Annotated in this window: 13 protein-coding genes and 1 pseudogene; 1 reads left to right on the top strand and 13 read right to left on the bottom strand. The window is 39.5% G+C overall.

Annotation, left to right across the window (positions count from 1 at the left end; genetic code table 11):
- Nucleotides 1–106: 106 nt before the first annotated feature.
- The 6 genes and pseudogenes from tnpA to HCJ50_RS14915 all read right to left on the bottom strand — a co-directional run bounded on the left by tnpA (nucleotide 107) and on the right by HCJ50_RS14915 (nucleotide 6,717).
- Nucleotides 107–586 (bottom strand): annotated as a pseudogene (tnpA, locus tag HCJ50_RS14940) (IS200/IS605 family transposase).
- Nucleotides 587–771: 185 nt separating this feature from the next.
- Nucleotides 772–1,959, bottom strand: a complete 1,188-nt coding sequence (tuf, locus tag HCJ50_RS14935; protein WP_038407951.1) for an elongation factor Tu — start codon at nucleotides 1,957–1,959, stop codon at nucleotides 772–774.
- A 109-nt stretch (nucleotides 1,960–2,068) separates the two neighbouring features.
- On the bottom strand, nucleotides 2,069–4,156 hold the full coding sequence (fusA, locus tag HCJ50_RS14930; protein WP_185348602.1) for an elongation factor G: 2,088 nt from the start codon (nucleotides 4,154–4,156) through the stop codon (nucleotides 2,069–2,071).
- A 65-nt stretch (nucleotides 4,157–4,221) separates the two neighbouring features.
- A complete protein-coding gene (gene rpsG / locus HCJ50_RS14925) occupies nucleotides 4,222–4,692 on the bottom strand; it encodes a 30S ribosomal protein S7 (RefSeq protein ID WP_003753956.1) in 471 nt (156 codons plus the stop codon).
- Between the two features lie 30 nt (nucleotides 4,693–4,722).
- A complete protein-coding gene (gene rpsL, locus HCJ50_RS14920) occupies nucleotides 4,723–5,136 on the bottom strand; it encodes a 30S ribosomal protein S12 (protein ID WP_003720973.1) in 414 nt (137 codons plus the stop codon).
- A 183-nt stretch (nucleotides 5,137–5,319) separates the two neighbouring features.
- Entirely contained in the window at nucleotides 5,320–6,717 is a 1,398-nt protein-coding gene (locus tag HCJ50_RS14915) for a deoxyguanosinetriphosphate triphosphohydrolase (RefSeq protein WP_185348604.1), read from the bottom strand.
- A 373-nt stretch (nucleotides 6,718–7,090) separates the two neighbouring features.
- On the opposite strand from HCJ50_RS14915, the gene HCJ50_RS14910 reads away from it, so the two are divergent.
- A complete protein-coding gene (locus HCJ50_RS14910; protein WP_185348606.1) occupies nucleotides 7,091–8,557 on the top strand; it encodes a MucBP domain-containing protein in 1,467 nt (488 codons plus the stop codon).
- A 56-nt stretch (nucleotides 8,558–8,613) separates the two neighbouring features.
- On the opposite strand, the gene rpe is transcribed toward HCJ50_RS14910, so the two are convergent.
- The 7 genes from rpe to HCJ50_RS14875 all read right to left on the bottom strand — a co-directional run bounded on the left by rpe (nucleotide 8,614) and on the right by HCJ50_RS14875 (nucleotide 16,015).
- A complete protein-coding gene (gene rpe / locus HCJ50_RS14905; RefSeq protein ID WP_185348608.1) occupies nucleotides 8,614–9,258 on the bottom strand; it encodes a ribulose-phosphate 3-epimerase in 645 nt (214 codons plus the stop codon).
- Nucleotides 9,255–11,270 (bottom strand): transketolase, encoded by a 2,016-nt coding sequence (gene tkt, locus HCJ50_RS14900; RefSeq protein ID WP_185348610.1) that lies wholly within the window; start codon nucleotides 11,268–11,270, stop codon nucleotides 9,255–9,257. Before tkt ends, rpe begins: the two co-directional genes overlap by 4 nt.
- Before the next feature lie 33 nt (nucleotides 11,271–11,303).
- The gene (locus HCJ50_RS14895; RefSeq protein WP_185348612.1) at nucleotides 11,304–11,978 is read right to left on the bottom strand and encodes a ribulose-phosphate 3-epimerase; all 675 of its coding nucleotides are present in this window, start codon (nucleotides 11,976–11,978) and stop codon (nucleotides 11,304–11,306) included.
- 8 nt (nucleotides 11,979–11,986) lie between these two features.
- Nucleotides 11,987–12,427, bottom strand: coding sequence for a ribose 5-phosphate isomerase B (gene rpiB, locus HCJ50_RS14890; protein WP_185348614.1), 441 nt, complete (start codon nucleotides 12,425–12,427; stop codon nucleotides 11,987–11,989).
- A 194-nt stretch (nucleotides 12,428–12,621) separates the two neighbouring features.
- Nucleotides 12,622–13,653, bottom strand: a complete 1,032-nt coding sequence (locus HCJ50_RS14885) for a zinc-binding dehydrogenase (protein WP_185348616.1) — start codon at nucleotides 13,651–13,653, stop codon at nucleotides 12,622–12,624.
- Nucleotide 13,654: 1 nt separating this feature from the next.
- Complete coding sequence (locus HCJ50_RS14880; RefSeq protein ID WP_185348618.1) at nucleotides 13,655–14,707, bottom strand: galactitol-1-phosphate 5-dehydrogenase; 1,053 nt, start codon at nucleotides 14,705–14,707, stop codon at nucleotides 13,655–13,657.
- Between the two features lie 36 nt (nucleotides 14,708–14,743).
- Nucleotides 14,744–16,015: a PTS galactitol transporter subunit IIC gene (locus tag HCJ50_RS14875; protein WP_185348620.1), complete on the bottom strand. Its 1,272-nt coding sequence runs from the start codon at nucleotides 16,013–16,015 to the stop codon at nucleotides 14,744–14,746.
- Nucleotides 16,016–16,063: the final 48 nt, after the last annotated feature.

Raw genomic sequence — 16,063 nt, 5'->3', positions numbered from 1 at the left:
TAAAACACCATTCCAAGCTAAGTTTTCCGCTTAACTTTCTCTAACACCTTGTCCATTTTTTCTTGACTATGTCAGTACCACATTCTCATCCGAATTCTAATAGAATTTATTTAATTTTTTTCTCGTATCTTTTTCCAGTAAACGGATCTACCTCTTCGAATAAGTTTAATTGATCTATTTGATGATCTTCCCTAAGTTGGTTTCGAATATATTCTTCTATCGTTCTTTGATTTCTTCCTACCGTATCTAGATAACATCCTCTACACCAAAATTTTCTGTTGTCATATTTATATTTCAAATTAGCATGTCAATCAAATATCATTAAACTGCTCTTTCCTTTCAAATAGCCTACAAAGAACGATACGATACGCTTATCTTCGGAGGTATACTCACTAATAAATGAATATGATCTTTACAGGCATTAGCTTCATGAATAATCACCCCTTTTCGCTCACATAATAACCGAATAATGGTTCTTATACTCGCTTTGTATCTACCATAGATGATCTGTCTCCTATATTTTGGCGCAAAAAAGATGATACTTACATTTCCATACTGTATGTGCTAAACTTGAATCGTCTTTCATGACATAGCCTCCTTATGCGTTTAAATGTGGTTGGAGAACCTCATTTATCTTAGCTTTTTTTATGGAAGATTTTTTAATACCACGCTAAAGCTCTCTGGAACCACAGGCTTAGCCTGTGGTTTTCACAAGAATATAAAAAAACCGACAAAGCTATTTAGCTTTGTCGGTTTGAAGCATATCAGATATTATTTGCTGATGTTAGAAACAACGCCAGCGCCTACTGTACGTCCACCTTCACGGATGGAGAATTTTGTACCATCTTCAATAGCGATTGGTGCAATTAATTCTACTTCAAGTTCAATGTTATCGCCAGGCATAACCATTTCAGAACCTTCTGGAAGCGTAACAATACCAGTTACGTCAGTAGTACGGAAATAGAATTGTGGGCGGTAGTTGTTGAAGAATGGAGTATGACGTCCACCTTCTTCTTTAGTTAAAACATAAGTTTCAGCTTTGAAGTTAGTGTGTGGAGTAATCGAACCTGGTTTAGCTAATACTTGACCACGTTGGATATCTTCACGAGCAACACCACGTAGAAGTGCGCCAATGTTGTCGCCAGCTTCAGCGTAGTCTAGTAATTTACGGAACATTTCTACTCCAGTTACTACTACTTTTTTGCTTTCTTCTTCAATACCGATAACTTCTACTTCGTCACCAACTTTAACTTGTCCACGTTCAACACGTCCAGTTGCAACAGTTCCACGACCAGTGATTGAGAATACATCCTCAACTGGCATCATGAATGGTTTGTCAGTATCACGTTCTGGAGTTGGAATGTAAGAATCTACAGCTTCCATTAACTCATCAATTTTAGCTTCCCAATCAGCTTCACCTTGAAGTGCTTTAAGAGCTGAACCTTTGATTACAGGAATGTCATCGCCAGGGAATTCATATTCAGTTAATAGATCACGAATTTCCATTTCAACTAATTCTAGTAATTCTTCATCGTCAACCATGTCACATTTGTTCATGAATACAACGATATATGGAACACCAACTTGACGTGAAAGTAAGATATGTTCACGAGTTTGTGGCATTGGGCCATCAGCAGCAGATACTACTAAGATAGCTCCGTCCATTTGTGCAGCACCAGTGATCATGTTTTTAACATAATCGGCATGTCCTGGGCAGTCAACGTGTGCATAGTGACGAGTATCAGTTTGGTACTCAACGTGAGCAGTAGAGATTGTGATACCACGTTCTCTTTCTTCTGGAGCACCATCAATTTGGTCATAAGCTTGTGCATCAGCATAGCCTTTTTTAGCAAGTACAGTTGTAATTGCAGCAGTTAAAGTAGTTTTACCATGGTCAACGTGTCCAATAGTACCAATGTTAACATGGGGTTTAGAGCGGTCAAATTTTTCTTTTGCCATTTTAAAATATCCTCCTTGATAATTCAATAATTATTTTTTACTTAGCTTAAATTTTAAACTAAGTAATACTTCTAACTAAAGTTATACTTGATGTTACGAAAAAAATCAATTAATCTTCTTTGTTGTTTCCACCATTAGCTTTAATGATTTCTTCAGCAATAGATTTAGGAACTTCTTCATAGTGGTCAAATTGCATAGTGTATACACCACGACCTTGCGTACCTGAACGAAGGTGTGTTGCATAACCAAACATGTTTGCAAGTGGTACAAATGCGCGAACAACTTGAGCGTTACCGCGAGCTTCCATACCATCTACACGACCACGACGGGAAGTAATATTACCCATGATATCACCAAGATATTCTTCTGGGATAACAACCTCTACAGCCATCATTGGCTCAAGGATTACAGGGTCACATTTCTTAGCAGCATTACGTAAAGCCATTGAAGCAGCCACTTTAAAGGCCATTTCATTGGAATCGACGTCATGGTAAGATCCGTCGTAAAGTTTCGCTTTGATGTCAATCAATGGGTATCCTGCAAGTACACCATTATCTAGTGCGCCTTCAAGACCTGCTTGAACAGCTGGGATGTATTCACGTGGAACAACCCCACCAACGATTGCATTTTCAAATTCAAATCCTTTACCTTCTTCATTTGGTCCGAATTCAATCCAAACGTGACCATATTGTCCACGTCCACCAGATTGACGTACGAATTTACCTTCAACTTGAGCAGATTTACGGAATGTTTCACGATAAGAAACTTGTGGATCACCAACGTTAGCTTCAACGCGGAATTCACGTTTCATACGGTCAACAAGAATGTCAAGGTGAAGTTCACCCATACCAGAGATAAGTGTTTGGCCAGTTTCTTGATCTGTTTCAGCACGGAAAGTTGGATCTTCTTCCGCTAGTTTCGCAAGAGCTTGCCCCATTTTATCTTGGTCAGCTTTCGATTTAGGTTCGATAGCTACTTGGATAACTGGTTCTGGGAATTCCATGGATTCTAAGATAATTTGATCTTTTTCATCACATAAAGTGTCCCCAGTAGTTGTATCTTTAAGGCCAACAGCAGCAGCAATGTCACCAGCGTATACGATTGAAATCTCTTCACGGTGATTCGCATGCATTTGAAGGATACGTCCAACACGCTCACGTTTACCTTTAGTCGAGTTTTGTACATAAGAACCTGAGTTCAAAGTACCAGAATAAACACGGAAGAAAGTTAAGCGTCCAACATAAGGGTCAGTCATAACTTTGAATGCTAGGGAAGAGAATGGTTCTGAATCATCAGCGTGACGAGCAGCTTCTTCTCCATCAGGCAATACGCCGTTAATAGCTGGAACATCTGTTGGTGCTGGAAGGTAATCAAGTACTGCATCTAACATTGGTTGAACACCTTTGTTTTTGAATGCTGTACCACAAACTACAGGATAAAACTCAACGTTAAGTGTTCCTTTACGGATACCAGCTTTAAGTTCTTCTTTTGTAATTTCTTCGCCTTCTAGATATTTCATCATTAGCTCTTCGTCAAGTTCAGCAACTGCTTCCACTAACTTACCGCGGTATTCATCTGCTAATTCTTTTAGATCAGCCGGAATTTCTTTAATATGAGGATCATTACCTAAATCGTCTTCGTAATATAATGCGTTCATTTCGATTAAGTCAATGATACCTTCAAATGTATCTTCGGCCCCGATTGGGAGTTGGATTGGATGCGCATTAGCAGCCAAACGTTCATGCAAAGTACCTACAGAATATAGGAAATCTGCGCCGATTTTGTCCATTTTGTTGACAAATACTACACGAGGAACCCCGTAAGTAGTAGCTTGACGCCAAACTGTTTCTGTTTGTGGTTCTACACCAGATTGTGCATCTAGAACCGCAACAGCACCATCAAGTACACGAAGCGAACGTTCAACTTCAACTGTGAAGTCTACGTGTCCAGGTGTATCGATAATGTTTACTCGGTAGCCTTTCCATTGAGCTGTTGTCGCAGCAGAAGTGATTGTAATACCACGTTCTTGCTCTTGCTCCATCCAGTCCATTTGAGAAGCACCTTCATGGGTTTCACCAATTTTGTGAATACGCCCTGTATAGAAAAGGATACGTTCAGTAGTGGTAGTTTTACCCGCATCAATGTGGGCCATGATACCAATATTACGAGTCTTTTCTAAGGAGAACTCTCTAGCCATGTTGTATTTCTCCTTCCATTAAAACAATTTTTCAGGCAATAACCTGGAATTTGTTAGTGATTTTTTTACCAACGATAGTGCGCGAACGCTCTGTTAGCATCAGCCATTTTGTGCGTATCTTCGCGTTTCTTAACAGAAGCACCAGTATTATTGGCAGCATCCATGATTTCGCGAGCAACACGTACTTCCATTGTTTTCTCTCCACGAAGGCGAGCATAATTTACTAACCAACGAAGACCAAGAGTAGAACGACGATCAGCACGTACTTCGATAGGCACTTGATAGTTAGCACCACCAACACGGCGAGCTTTAACTTCAAGAAGAGGCATGATGTTTTTCATAGCTTGTTCAAATACTTCCATTGGATCTTTACCAGTTTCTTGTGCAATGATATCGAATGCAGAATACAGGATAGCTTGAGACTTTCCACGTTTTCCGTCAACCATCATTTTATTGATTAAACGAGTTACTAGTTTCGAATTATAAATCGGATCTGGTAACACGTCACGTTTAGTAACAGGACCTTTACGAGGCATCGGATATCCTCCTTTCATATTTTATAAGTATTATTTTTTAGGTTTTTTCGTACCGTATTTAGAACGGCTTTGTCCTCTATTTTCAACACCAGCTGTATCAAGAGCTCCACGAACGATATGATAACGTACCCCTGGTAAATCTTTTACACGTCCACCACGAATAAGAACAACACTATGTTCTTGTAAGTTGTGACCAATACCAGGAATGTAAGCTGTTACTTCAATACCATTACTCAAACGTACACGGGCATATTTACGAAGCGCCGAGTTAGGTTTTTTAGGAGTCATGGTACCAACACGAGTACATACGCCACGTTTTTGCGGAGAGTTAACATCTGTTAATTCTCTTTTAAAACTGTTTAGGCCCTTGTTCAAAGCAGGTGATGTAGATTTTTTAATTTTAGATTGACGAGGTTTGCGTACTAATTGGTTAATTGTAGGCATGGGATAAATTCCTCCTTCCTTATTTAGTAGTTCCACACATCCAGGTGGTTCATTTTTTCGGTAAAATAAAATGGCTGTAAGATCGACCTACAACACTGTTTTATTTTCAGACCTCTTTCTATAGTAGAGGCACCTTGAATATCATAACACCTTGACGTTCGGATGTCAAGGTGTTTCTCTAAATTAACTTAATCCATTCAACCGCTGATATAAATCTTTCGCGTAGCTGTCGGTCATTCCGCAAATAAAATCTGTTACGAGTAGTAGGCGGAGATAGAGTTTTATTGTTTCACTCTCGCCTTCTGCATTTTTGCGGTAACAACCTAGATAATTATCGGAAATTAAAGTTAGCAAGCGTTTATCTTTAGCGGTTTGGTGTTCTGGTGCTTCACTATCGTAATAAATGACTGCTGGAATAAATGTTTCCAGTAGTTTGGAGATTATCTCATTACCTGCAATTTCAGATTCGACAATGCCTTTATCTTGGTAAATATACGTATATGAGAGGCTTTGCAGGATTTGGACAAGTTGTTCTGCTTCTGAAGCGTCAATCAGTGAATCATTAAAAGTCCCCGCCATAATAGCTTCGTAGTTTGCATAAAACACTTCAAGTGAGCGATTAATTAGTTGACCACGGACATTGGAAGCAAGCCATTGTTGCACGATAAAACTTTCTTCTTGCCCAGCGTAACGTTCACTTTTTTTCTTGAGCTCGCTGTAACATGCAGCTGTAACTTTATTATGCTCTTCCACTTCTTCAAAACCTTTTAAAATTTGTGTAATATTGACAATGCCTTTTTTTACACCATCTTCTAGGTCGGCATTGAGGTAAGCAATATCATCTGCCACTTCGAGTAAATAAGTTAGTGGATGACGATTATCCAGTGCTTCTGTTGCGGTGGTTATCTCATTGAACAACGATTCATCTGCATAAAAATAGCCCAATTTTTTACTTTTGATTTGATTTTTATTTATTTTCAAGGAAGAAACTGGGTATTTTATGACAGCATTCAGGGTTGCAAAAGTTAGATTCAGTCCATATTGGTCAAAAAGATAATGTAGTTTTGATACTACACGGAGCACTTGCGCATTACCTTCGAAGTAATAGAAATCTTCTTTCATTTGCGGTGTTAAAATTTCGGCTAAACTTTTATTTTTATAAGTAATTGTAGCTAAGTTATCTCGAAACCACTCGCGAATGCTTTCTTCACCAAAATGACCAAATGGCGGATTACCCATATCATGTAAAAGTCCTGCACAAGCAAGGATTTCCGGGATTTTCTCTGCATGATCTTTGGTAAAGTCTTTATCTAGTTTTTCTTCTTGGATTGTGTGGGTTACCATGTTTCCCATTGATTTAGCGATTGTGCTTACTTCCATAGAATGTGTCAGTCTTGTTCGAACAAAATCACTTTTTTCTAGTGGAAACACTTGCGTTTTATCTTGCAAGCGGCGAAATGATGCGCTCATAACGATTCGTTGGAAATCATTTTCGAAAGCGCTACGTACGTCGGTATTTTTAGAGCGTGTGACACCTGATTCGCGGCGGCGTTTATCGTTTAGAAGTTTATCCCATTTCATTTATATCACGTCCTTTATAGGTTACTTAATTTTTTTTGAGTGCCTATGTGCGGTCCATTCCGGCATTTTTTCTGCACTAATTTTCTTATAAAAATCCTAACCTGATTCATTTTCGTCGAGTCCTCACCATTTGAATCTATCACAATTACAGGATAGAGCGAGTTTGGAGAGGACTAGCGCGATGTCGAATTCTGTCACATTTCAAAAAGTTAGTCTGTCCATTCAGAAACTCCTTTTAGGTTCATTTTAAGTATAAGCTAGTGTGTGCAATGTATCAAACAAAAAAAGCACTTTGACTAGTTCTATCCTTTAAAAAGTTTAAAAAATTACTGTAAGGGAAAAAGGATATAAACTTAAAATAGGGGGAATTAAATTGATAAAAAAAATAGTTTGGGCCAGCTTTTCTTTGGCGCTAGTTTTGTTTTTGTTTCCAGTCATTAGCTCTGCTGCAACTTCAGGAGATTTCGAATATACCGCAAATGGAAATGAAGCCACCATTACGGATTACACAGGGACAGCCACAGATGTAACTATTCCTGCGACTGTTGGTGATAATAACGAATATGCTGTTACTACTATTGGTAATAGTGCTTTTAAATCTAAAGGATTAACATCTGTTACCATTCCTGACTCTGTTACTACTATTGTAGATGGAGCTTTTACAATTAATTCATTGCAACAACTTGTATTACCCAATTCAGTACAGACAATTGGTATAAACTCTTTTAGTGTAAATGACCTTGAACAAATCACCTTATCTACTTCACTTACAAATATACCTAGATTTGCTTTCTTATCCAATAAATTAAAAAGCGTTGAAATACCTGCAAATGTAACAAATATTGAAGCTTCTGCATTTGAAAATAATTTTATTACCGACATAACTATCCAAAATCCTAATATCCAACTTGCATATCAAGCTTTTGCTGCTCAAACGATTTTAAGCAAATTGATTGTCCCAAGCGATAAAATATTACCGATAGAAAACTATATTCATTTCAATGATGCATCTTCGCAATTAACAATGAACAATTTAACAGTAACTGATTTATCTGACGGCGTTACTTATGATCCCGCAAAAAATGCACTCGTCTTTTCGGCAGAACCGAAAGAATCTACCTTCTCGCTTTACACCGGGACTAATCGCTATGATTCTTACTATGACATTTCTGAATACGGTCCTTCTGGAAAACCAATTATCTTGTTTGAATATACCCAACCCGTCATTGTCACATATAAAGATGAATCTGGTACAGAGCTCGCTAGTTCAACAAGAATTGACGGAACTATCGGTGACGCCTATACCTCCACTCCAAAAACGATAGACGGATATACATTAAAAGAAACTACTGGTAATCCTACTGGCCAATTCACAAATACAACTCAAAATATAAGTTATATTTATGAAAAAGACCCGATTCAAAATGGTACGGTAACTGTAAAATACCAAGATGAATCTGGTAACTCACTTGCACAAGATACTACTTTAACTGGAGAAATTGGTAGCACTTATCAAACAGAAAGTAAAAATATTACTGGCTATAAACTAACAAAAGTAGATGGTAGTGAATCTGGCACATTTAACGCCGACCAAACAACTGTCACTTACGTATATGAAAAAATAACTAGTGATGAGAATAATTCAAATGGTCAGGGCGAGGCAACGAATAATAATGGAACAAACACAGAAAAACCCGACTCTACATCCGTGACTACTCAAATAAAAGCGGGTAATAGTACACTTCCAAAAACAAGTGATACAAGTGATAATTTTCTTTTTGCAGTAGGTGGTTTACTTACAGCACTCGCAACTGGAATATTATTTTTCAAAAGAAATTAATCTAAAAACAAGCCCTAGGAATCCAATTGGATCCTAGGGCTTTCTATTTTGTCTCGTTATGATTTCAAGGTTTTTACACAGGCTGCTTTATCTATTGCCCTGAAGAAATAAGAGCCTGCAACAAGGATATCAACACCAGCTTGTTTGCATTTTTCGGCAGTTACTTTGTTTACTCCCCCGTCTACTTCAATACTGTAACTACCACGATTTTTGCGGCGCCAGCTATCAAGGTAGCGCATATTTTCTATGGTGGACTCAATAAACGTTTGCCCACCAAAGCCAGGATTTACAGTCATTTGGAGCACTAAATCAACATCCCCTAAAACAGCATCCAACATGCTTGCCGGAGTCCCAGGATTAAGCACTACCCCCGCTTTACAACCGGCTTGTTTGATTTGTTGAATGACACGATGGATGTGCGGGGCCGCTTCCATATGCACGGAAATAATGTGCGCTCCCGCCGCGGCAAATTTTTCAATATAGTTTTCTGGATTTGCGAGCATTAAGTGCACATCAAGCGGAATGGTCGCTGTTTTGCCAATTTGCTCAACCATGTCAATCCCAAAGGTTAAGTTGGGAACAAAATGACCGTCCATGACATCAATATGAAGGTAGTCAGCTCCTGCAAGTTCTGCTTCTTTAATGGAATTTGCCATATTCATATAGTCAGCTGCAAGTAGAGATGGCGCTACGAATGTCATACGCGCACACCGGCTTTCGTAATAATAGCCTCCACACGATTAGCGACATTTTCTGGTGTGAAACCATAAGCATTAAACAAGTCTTTTGCTGGTGCTGATGCGCCGAAGTGGTCAATCCCTAACATATCGCCTTCTGAACCAATAAACGCTTTCCAACCAAATATAGTTCCGGCTTCAATTGCGAATCTCGCTGTCACTTCTTTCGGTAAAATACTTTCTTTATAGTCTTCGCTGGTTTTTTCAAAGCGTTCCCAGCTGGATAAACTAACAACGGACACATCTAGTTCTCTTTTCGCTAGTTCTTTCTTCGCTTCAATAGCAAGTGATACTTCCGAACCCGTGGCGATAATAATAGCATCTGGTTGCGCATTGTTTGCCGGAGCAACCACATAAGCCCCTTTTTCTACCCCTGCATCTACTTCGGCTTGATTATTTTCAAGCACCGGTAAGTCTTGGCGAGATAAAACAAGTGCAATTGGTCCAGCTGTATTTGTAGCAGCTAATTCCCAAGCAGCACGAGTTTCTTTGGCATCTGCGGGACGAATAACGGTAAGTCCTGGCATAGCACGAAGCGAGGCTAAATGTTCGATTGGTTCATGGGTCGGGCCGTCTTCTCCAACTGCGATACTATCATGTGTGAATACATAGGTTACTGGAAGTTGCATAAGTGCCGCCATCCGCATTGCTGGGCGAACATAATCCGAGAAAACGAAGAAGGTGGAGCCAAATACACGTAATCCGCTATGCAAGGCCATTCCGTTTAGCATTGCTCCCATTGCAAATTCACGTACTCCAAACCAGATATTTTTGCCGGCTGGATCTGCTTTGCTATACGCTGGACTAGCATCAATAAATGTTTTATTAGAGCAACCTAGATCAGCGGAACCTCCGAAAATTTCTGGTAACTCAGCCGCAATTGCGTTAATCATTTTTCCAGATGCGGAACGAGTCGGGGCACTTGCTCCAGCTTCAAAAGTTGGTAAATTTACATTCCAGTCTGCTGCTACTTCCCCAGCTAAAACGCGGTCTAACTGGCTTGCGAGTTTAGGGAATTCTTTTTTGTAATTAGTTAGCATCGTGTTCCAAGCACCCTCTAATTTTTCACCGCGTGCTTTGTAATTTCTTAAGTAATCACGAACTTCAGTTGGCACTGTAAATGGTTCTTCTGTCCAGTCATAATGTTCCTTAGCCCCGCGCGCTTCTTTTTCGCCAAGCGGAGCACCATGACTTGCGGAGCTGCCTGATTTAGTTGGCGCGCCGTAGCCGATGACTGTTTTTACTTCAATTAGCGTTGGCTTCGAAGTTTCTAATTTTGCTTGGACTATTTTTTCTTGAATAGCAGCTAAGTTATTGCCATCTTCCACGCGAAGCACTTGCCACCCGTATGCGCGGAAACGATCTGCGGCATTTTCACTAAAAGTAGCGCTCAGGTCGCCATCTAAACAAATATCATTGGAATCATATAAAACGATTAATTTTCCTAGTCCAAGGTGTCCAGCAAGTGACGCTGTTTCTGATGCTACACCCTCCATTAAATCGCCGTCACCACAAATTGCATACGTATAATGATCCACAATTGGGTAATTAGGTTGATTGTACTGAGCCGCTAAATGAGACTCCGCCAGTGCCATTCCAGCAGCCATGCCAATCCCTTGTCCGAGTGGTCCACTTGTTGCATCGACTCCTGCAGTCCAACCAAATTCTGGATGTCCTGGTGTTAAGCTATCTAATTGGCGAAATTGTTTTAAGTCTTCCATTTTCACATCATAACCAAATAAATGAAGCATGCTATAAAGTAGTGCCGAGCCATGCCCTGCCGATAAAATAAAACGATCGCGATTAAACCATTCAGGATTAGCCGGGTTAAATACTAAATGTTTCGCAAATAGCATATAAGCCATTGGTGCAGCCCCCATTGGCATTCCTGGATGTCCTGAATTTGCTTTCTCAATCATATCAATTGATAACGAACGAATCGTATCTACTGCTTGTCTATCTAATGTTTTTTTCAAAATGGTCATCTCCCTTAAATTCTTTGTGCTTATTTACACATATTTTTTTACGTCAGACCAAATGTGTACCAATCTTTCTGAGTAACTTGTTTTATCTCGGTCGTGAAATAATGCTGAGGTTCCTAGGACGTACACATCTGGTAACGCATCATGCATTAGTGCGATGGTTTCTTTATTAATGTTACCATCTACTTCGATTAGTGGCACGTGGACTTTTCCGGCTAATTTTGCTTTTAAGTCTCGCAATTTTTGAAGCACATCTGTTTGAAACTTTTGTCCTGCAAAGCCGGGATTTACCGTCATCATCAACACCATTTCCACATCATTTAAATAAGGATAAATTGCTTCGATGGGTGTTTCTGGATTAATTGCAATGGAAGGTTTGATATTATAAGATCGGATTTTCCTAATCACTTCTGTTACATCGTCCGCCACTTCTACGTGAAAAGAAATGTATTCTGGCTTCACTGGGCCAAACATATCAATATATTTAAGTGGGGTAATTGTAGCCAAATGTATGTCTAACGGAATTTCTGTGTTATTTCGCACTATTTCCAAATATTCTGGACCAAGTGCAAGATTATTCACGTATACACCGTCCATCACATCACAGTGTAGTAGTTCCACGCCCGCTGACTCAAGACGTGTAAGTTCATCGCCTAAATGCAATGGATCTGCACACATAATTGAAGCGGCTATTTTTCTCATTTTCATCCTCACTTTCTTTCAAGTTCTATAATTTTATTTAAGCGGCGTTGATGACGGTCTCCAGCAAACGTTGCCTCGAGCCATGTATCAACAATCAAAAGCGCCAAACCTTCGCCAATAACACGCTCCCCTAAACAAAGAATGTTACTATTATTATGCTCACGAGTAGCACGCGCTGAAAAAGTATCTGAAACAACTGCTGCACGAATGCCGTCGATTTTATTTGCAGCGATACTCATGCCAATTCCTGTTCCACAACATAAAATTCCAAGCTCGGATTGCCCGCTAACGACTTGGTTAGCAACTTCTTCCGCATAGGAAGGAAAATCAACGCTATCATCTGTATATGTGCCAATATCAACTACTTCGATATTCTTTTCGTGTAAATGTTTCACAATGGCATCTTTTAGTCTACGTCCACCGTGGTCACAACCAATTGTTAATTTCATTTAATTTCACCTTCATTAATAGATTTTTTTCTTTTAACACCTTATAATGAAATGGAACCGAGAACATACGCGAATATGCTCTCGGCTCATTTCAAAGGATGACTACTGTAAAACATCTGAGCCCGTGAAGCTTTGGATTCGTTTGCACGGTTATCCTTTTTTTGATGTTTATTCATACAGTTCATCCTCCATTATTAAGATTTCACTAATACTTTTATTTCATTTCCTGCCATAACTGCTTCGAAAGCTTCACGCCAGTCATCCAGTCCATATACTTTTGTAATCATTTTGTCCGTATTGATTTTGCCATTTGCAAGTAAATCTAGCGCTAAAATCCATGAAGAAGGTTTTTGTGAGCGGCTGCCAATATAAGCAATTTCACGTTGAATAATGGACTCTTCATCAATCGCATTTTTCTTTTCAGCAAAAAGTCCTACTTGAACAAAATCGCCTTTTTTCTTTGTTAGAGCTAATCCTTGATTTACGGCTGGTACTGCACCGGAACAATCAAATACGCGTTCAGCCCCGTAACCATCTGTCATACCAAGCACCACTTCAGTCAAGTCTTCTTTTAAGGTATCGACAATCCGGTCCATGCCTAGTTCTTTTGCTAAACGTAAACGGTCACTATCTTTGGTAATTCCTGCCATAATCACCGTAGCTCCCTGCGCTTTTACAACTTGAGCAAGTAATAAGCCGATTGGTCCTGGTCCGAAAATAAGTACTGTATCATCAGGACGGATAGTTGTTTTTTCTAGCGCCGAATGAACACAACATGCAAGCGGTTCTGTCAGTGCAGCTGCTTCCAGTGAAATTCGCTCGTCTAACACGTGACAACTTTCCTCACGCGATAAAACAAATTCTGCAAAACTACCATTTGCTTGTGTACCAATACCGCGACGATTACTGCATAAATTGTAATCATGTTCTTTACAATAAATACATTCCCCGCAAGTTTCAAAAGTTGTTTCACTTGTGACACGGTCTCCCACTTTGATACTAATTACATCTGGTCCAACTTCTACAACAACGCCGGAAAATTCATGTCCGAGTGTTACTGGTGTCGTTGGATTTTTATATTCCCCTTTAAATGTATGGATATCTGAACCGCAAATACCAGTAAATGCTACTTTGATTTTTACTTTGTCACCATTAGTTTGTGGTTCTTCCACATCTTTTAGCTCCATTTGATCATAGCCGGGGTTTGTTTTTACTACTGCTTTCAAATTAATCGTCACCTTTCTGAGGCAATATCATCACTTTGTTATAATCATGTTCTCTGGAAAGAATCATCTCAAAAGCATCTTTCGTTTCTTCTAATTTATAACGATGTGAAATCAATGGTTTTAGTTTAATTCGACCTTGTTTGACAAATTCAATCGAAGTACGCCATTCTTCACCCGGAAATGGTGCCGAGTAAGAGTTCCAAAAACCTTTCAGTGTTAATTCACGTCTAAAAATATTTTCAAAGGCTTCTTCGTGTAAAAGCACATCTGCGTAAGCTATTCCGAGAAAACCGACTTTGCCTTTTTTCTTGGTTACAAGGAGGCATTGCTCTTGGGTAATTTTCGAACCGGCACATTCTAGCGCAATGTCAGCACCTAGACCATTCGTATAAGCTAAAACGCGTTCTTTCAGGTCTTCGTTTTTTGGATTAATTGTATATTTACAACCAAAATCACGTGCATCAGCTAATTTTTTATCACTAATATCCACTGCGATAATGTCCTTCACCCCTGCAAGAAGTAAACATTGTACAACCAAGATTCCAATCGTTCCAATTCCAAATACAATGACTGTATCACCAAGTCTCGGCTCAATTCCAAGTACCCCATGCATGGATACAGCAAGCGGTTCAATCATTGCTCCTTCTTCAAAATCAAGGTCGCCAATGGAAATGACGTTATCAGCTTTCATTACAACATTTTCAGCAAAACCACCATGAAAATGCGATCCCACCATTCTGTAGTTATCACAAAGCGAGAAGTCTCCCGCTTTACAGTAGTTACATTCCATACAAGGCTCTAGTGGAATTCCGGCTACACGGTCACCGATAGCAATATTTTTCACTTCACTACCAATTTCAGTAATCACGCCGGCAAATTCGTGTCCCATAACAGCCGGCAGCGGGTATTTCCAGCGCGTTTGCATTTTATGAATGTCTGATCCGCATATTCCAACGGCTTTTACCTCTACACGTACTTGATCTTTCCCGCAAATCGCTTCATCAATTTGTTCTGCTTTTATTACATTATTCTCGTATAACACAGCTGCTCGCATGTTTCTATCACCTCTTCTATATCATTAAGACAAAACTTAGAAAATAGCTGCCCAAGCTTGAGAGAATTTAAGAATAACCCAGTTAAAGAAGTTACCACCCATATCAAGTGTACTAACTTGGGTTGCTCCTTTAGGGAATTCGTAAACGCCTTTCATCATTTCCGTATGCACAAGACCAAAGTCCGTTGCCATAAGAAGCGCAAGTGCAATAACTACTGTTCCAGCTAAAACGGAATGAAGAATGTTCCCTTTACGAGATGCTACAACGAACGATACATAAAACGGAATAGTCGCCAAGTCACCAAATGGAAGTACTTTGTTACCTGGAATGATAACAGCCAAGAAAAGAGTGATTGGAACAAGGATTAAACCAGTAGAAATATTCGCTGGGTGACCGATTGAAAGAGCTGCATCCAGACCAATATATAGTTCGCGACCTTTGAAACGAGATTTCATAAATTCACGAGCAGATTCTGAAATTGGGATTAAGCCTTCCATTAGAATTTTAACCATTCGAGGCATTAAGAACATTACCGCACCCATAGACATACCTAATTGTGCAACTGCGCCAACATCATAGCCAGCAAGGATACCAATTGCAATACCTAGAATAAGTCCCATCATCATCGGTTCCCCGAAAATACCAAAACGTTTTTGAATAGTTTCTGGATCGACGTGAATGTTTTTGATTCCAGGGATTTTCGCGATTAGCCAACCAACTGGAATACCAATGAAACCAAATGCGGCTGTGGAACCTGTTGGTAACGAAATCCCTTTTAAGCCGTAAAATTCTTCTACCATTGGTTGTGTTCTATCAGCCATCCAAAGAACTGCTACTTCATAAATAATGGCACAGAGAATTGCAAACCACCAGTTACCACCAGTTACAATATAACCAGTTGCGCCTGCTGCGATAAAGTGCCAGTAGTTCCAAATATCAATGTCTAACGTTTTTGTTACTTTAAAGAAGATAAGTGCTAAGTTGACTGCTAAACAGATTGGAATTAAAATTGCCGCAACCGGAGAAGCCCATGAAGCCGCTGCTGCTGCCGGCCAACCTGCATCAATAATGGTTAAGTTTAGTCCAAAGCGTTCAACCATTTGTTGCGCTGCTGGACCTAAGTTGCTAGATAGTAAACTAATAACAAGGTTAATACCTACAAACCCAATACCAATCGTAATCGCGGAACGAAGCGCTTTTTTTGCTGGTACTCGGAAAATTAATGCAATAAAGAAAATCATAATAGGCAAAATAACGGTAGGTCCCAAATTCAACACATACTGTACTCCTGCTAGAAGTGTATCCATTTAATATTTCCTCCTTTTTCTCTGTTTACGTTTTATTCCTAAACTCCC

This window comes from Listeria immobilis, from assembly GCF_014322765.1.
Classification (GTDB): domain Bacteria; phylum Bacillota; class Bacilli; order Lactobacillales; family Listeriaceae; genus Listeria; species Listeria immobilis.
Note: the sequence above shows the minus strand (reverse complement) of the source record. Positions and strands in the feature narration are given on the sequence as shown.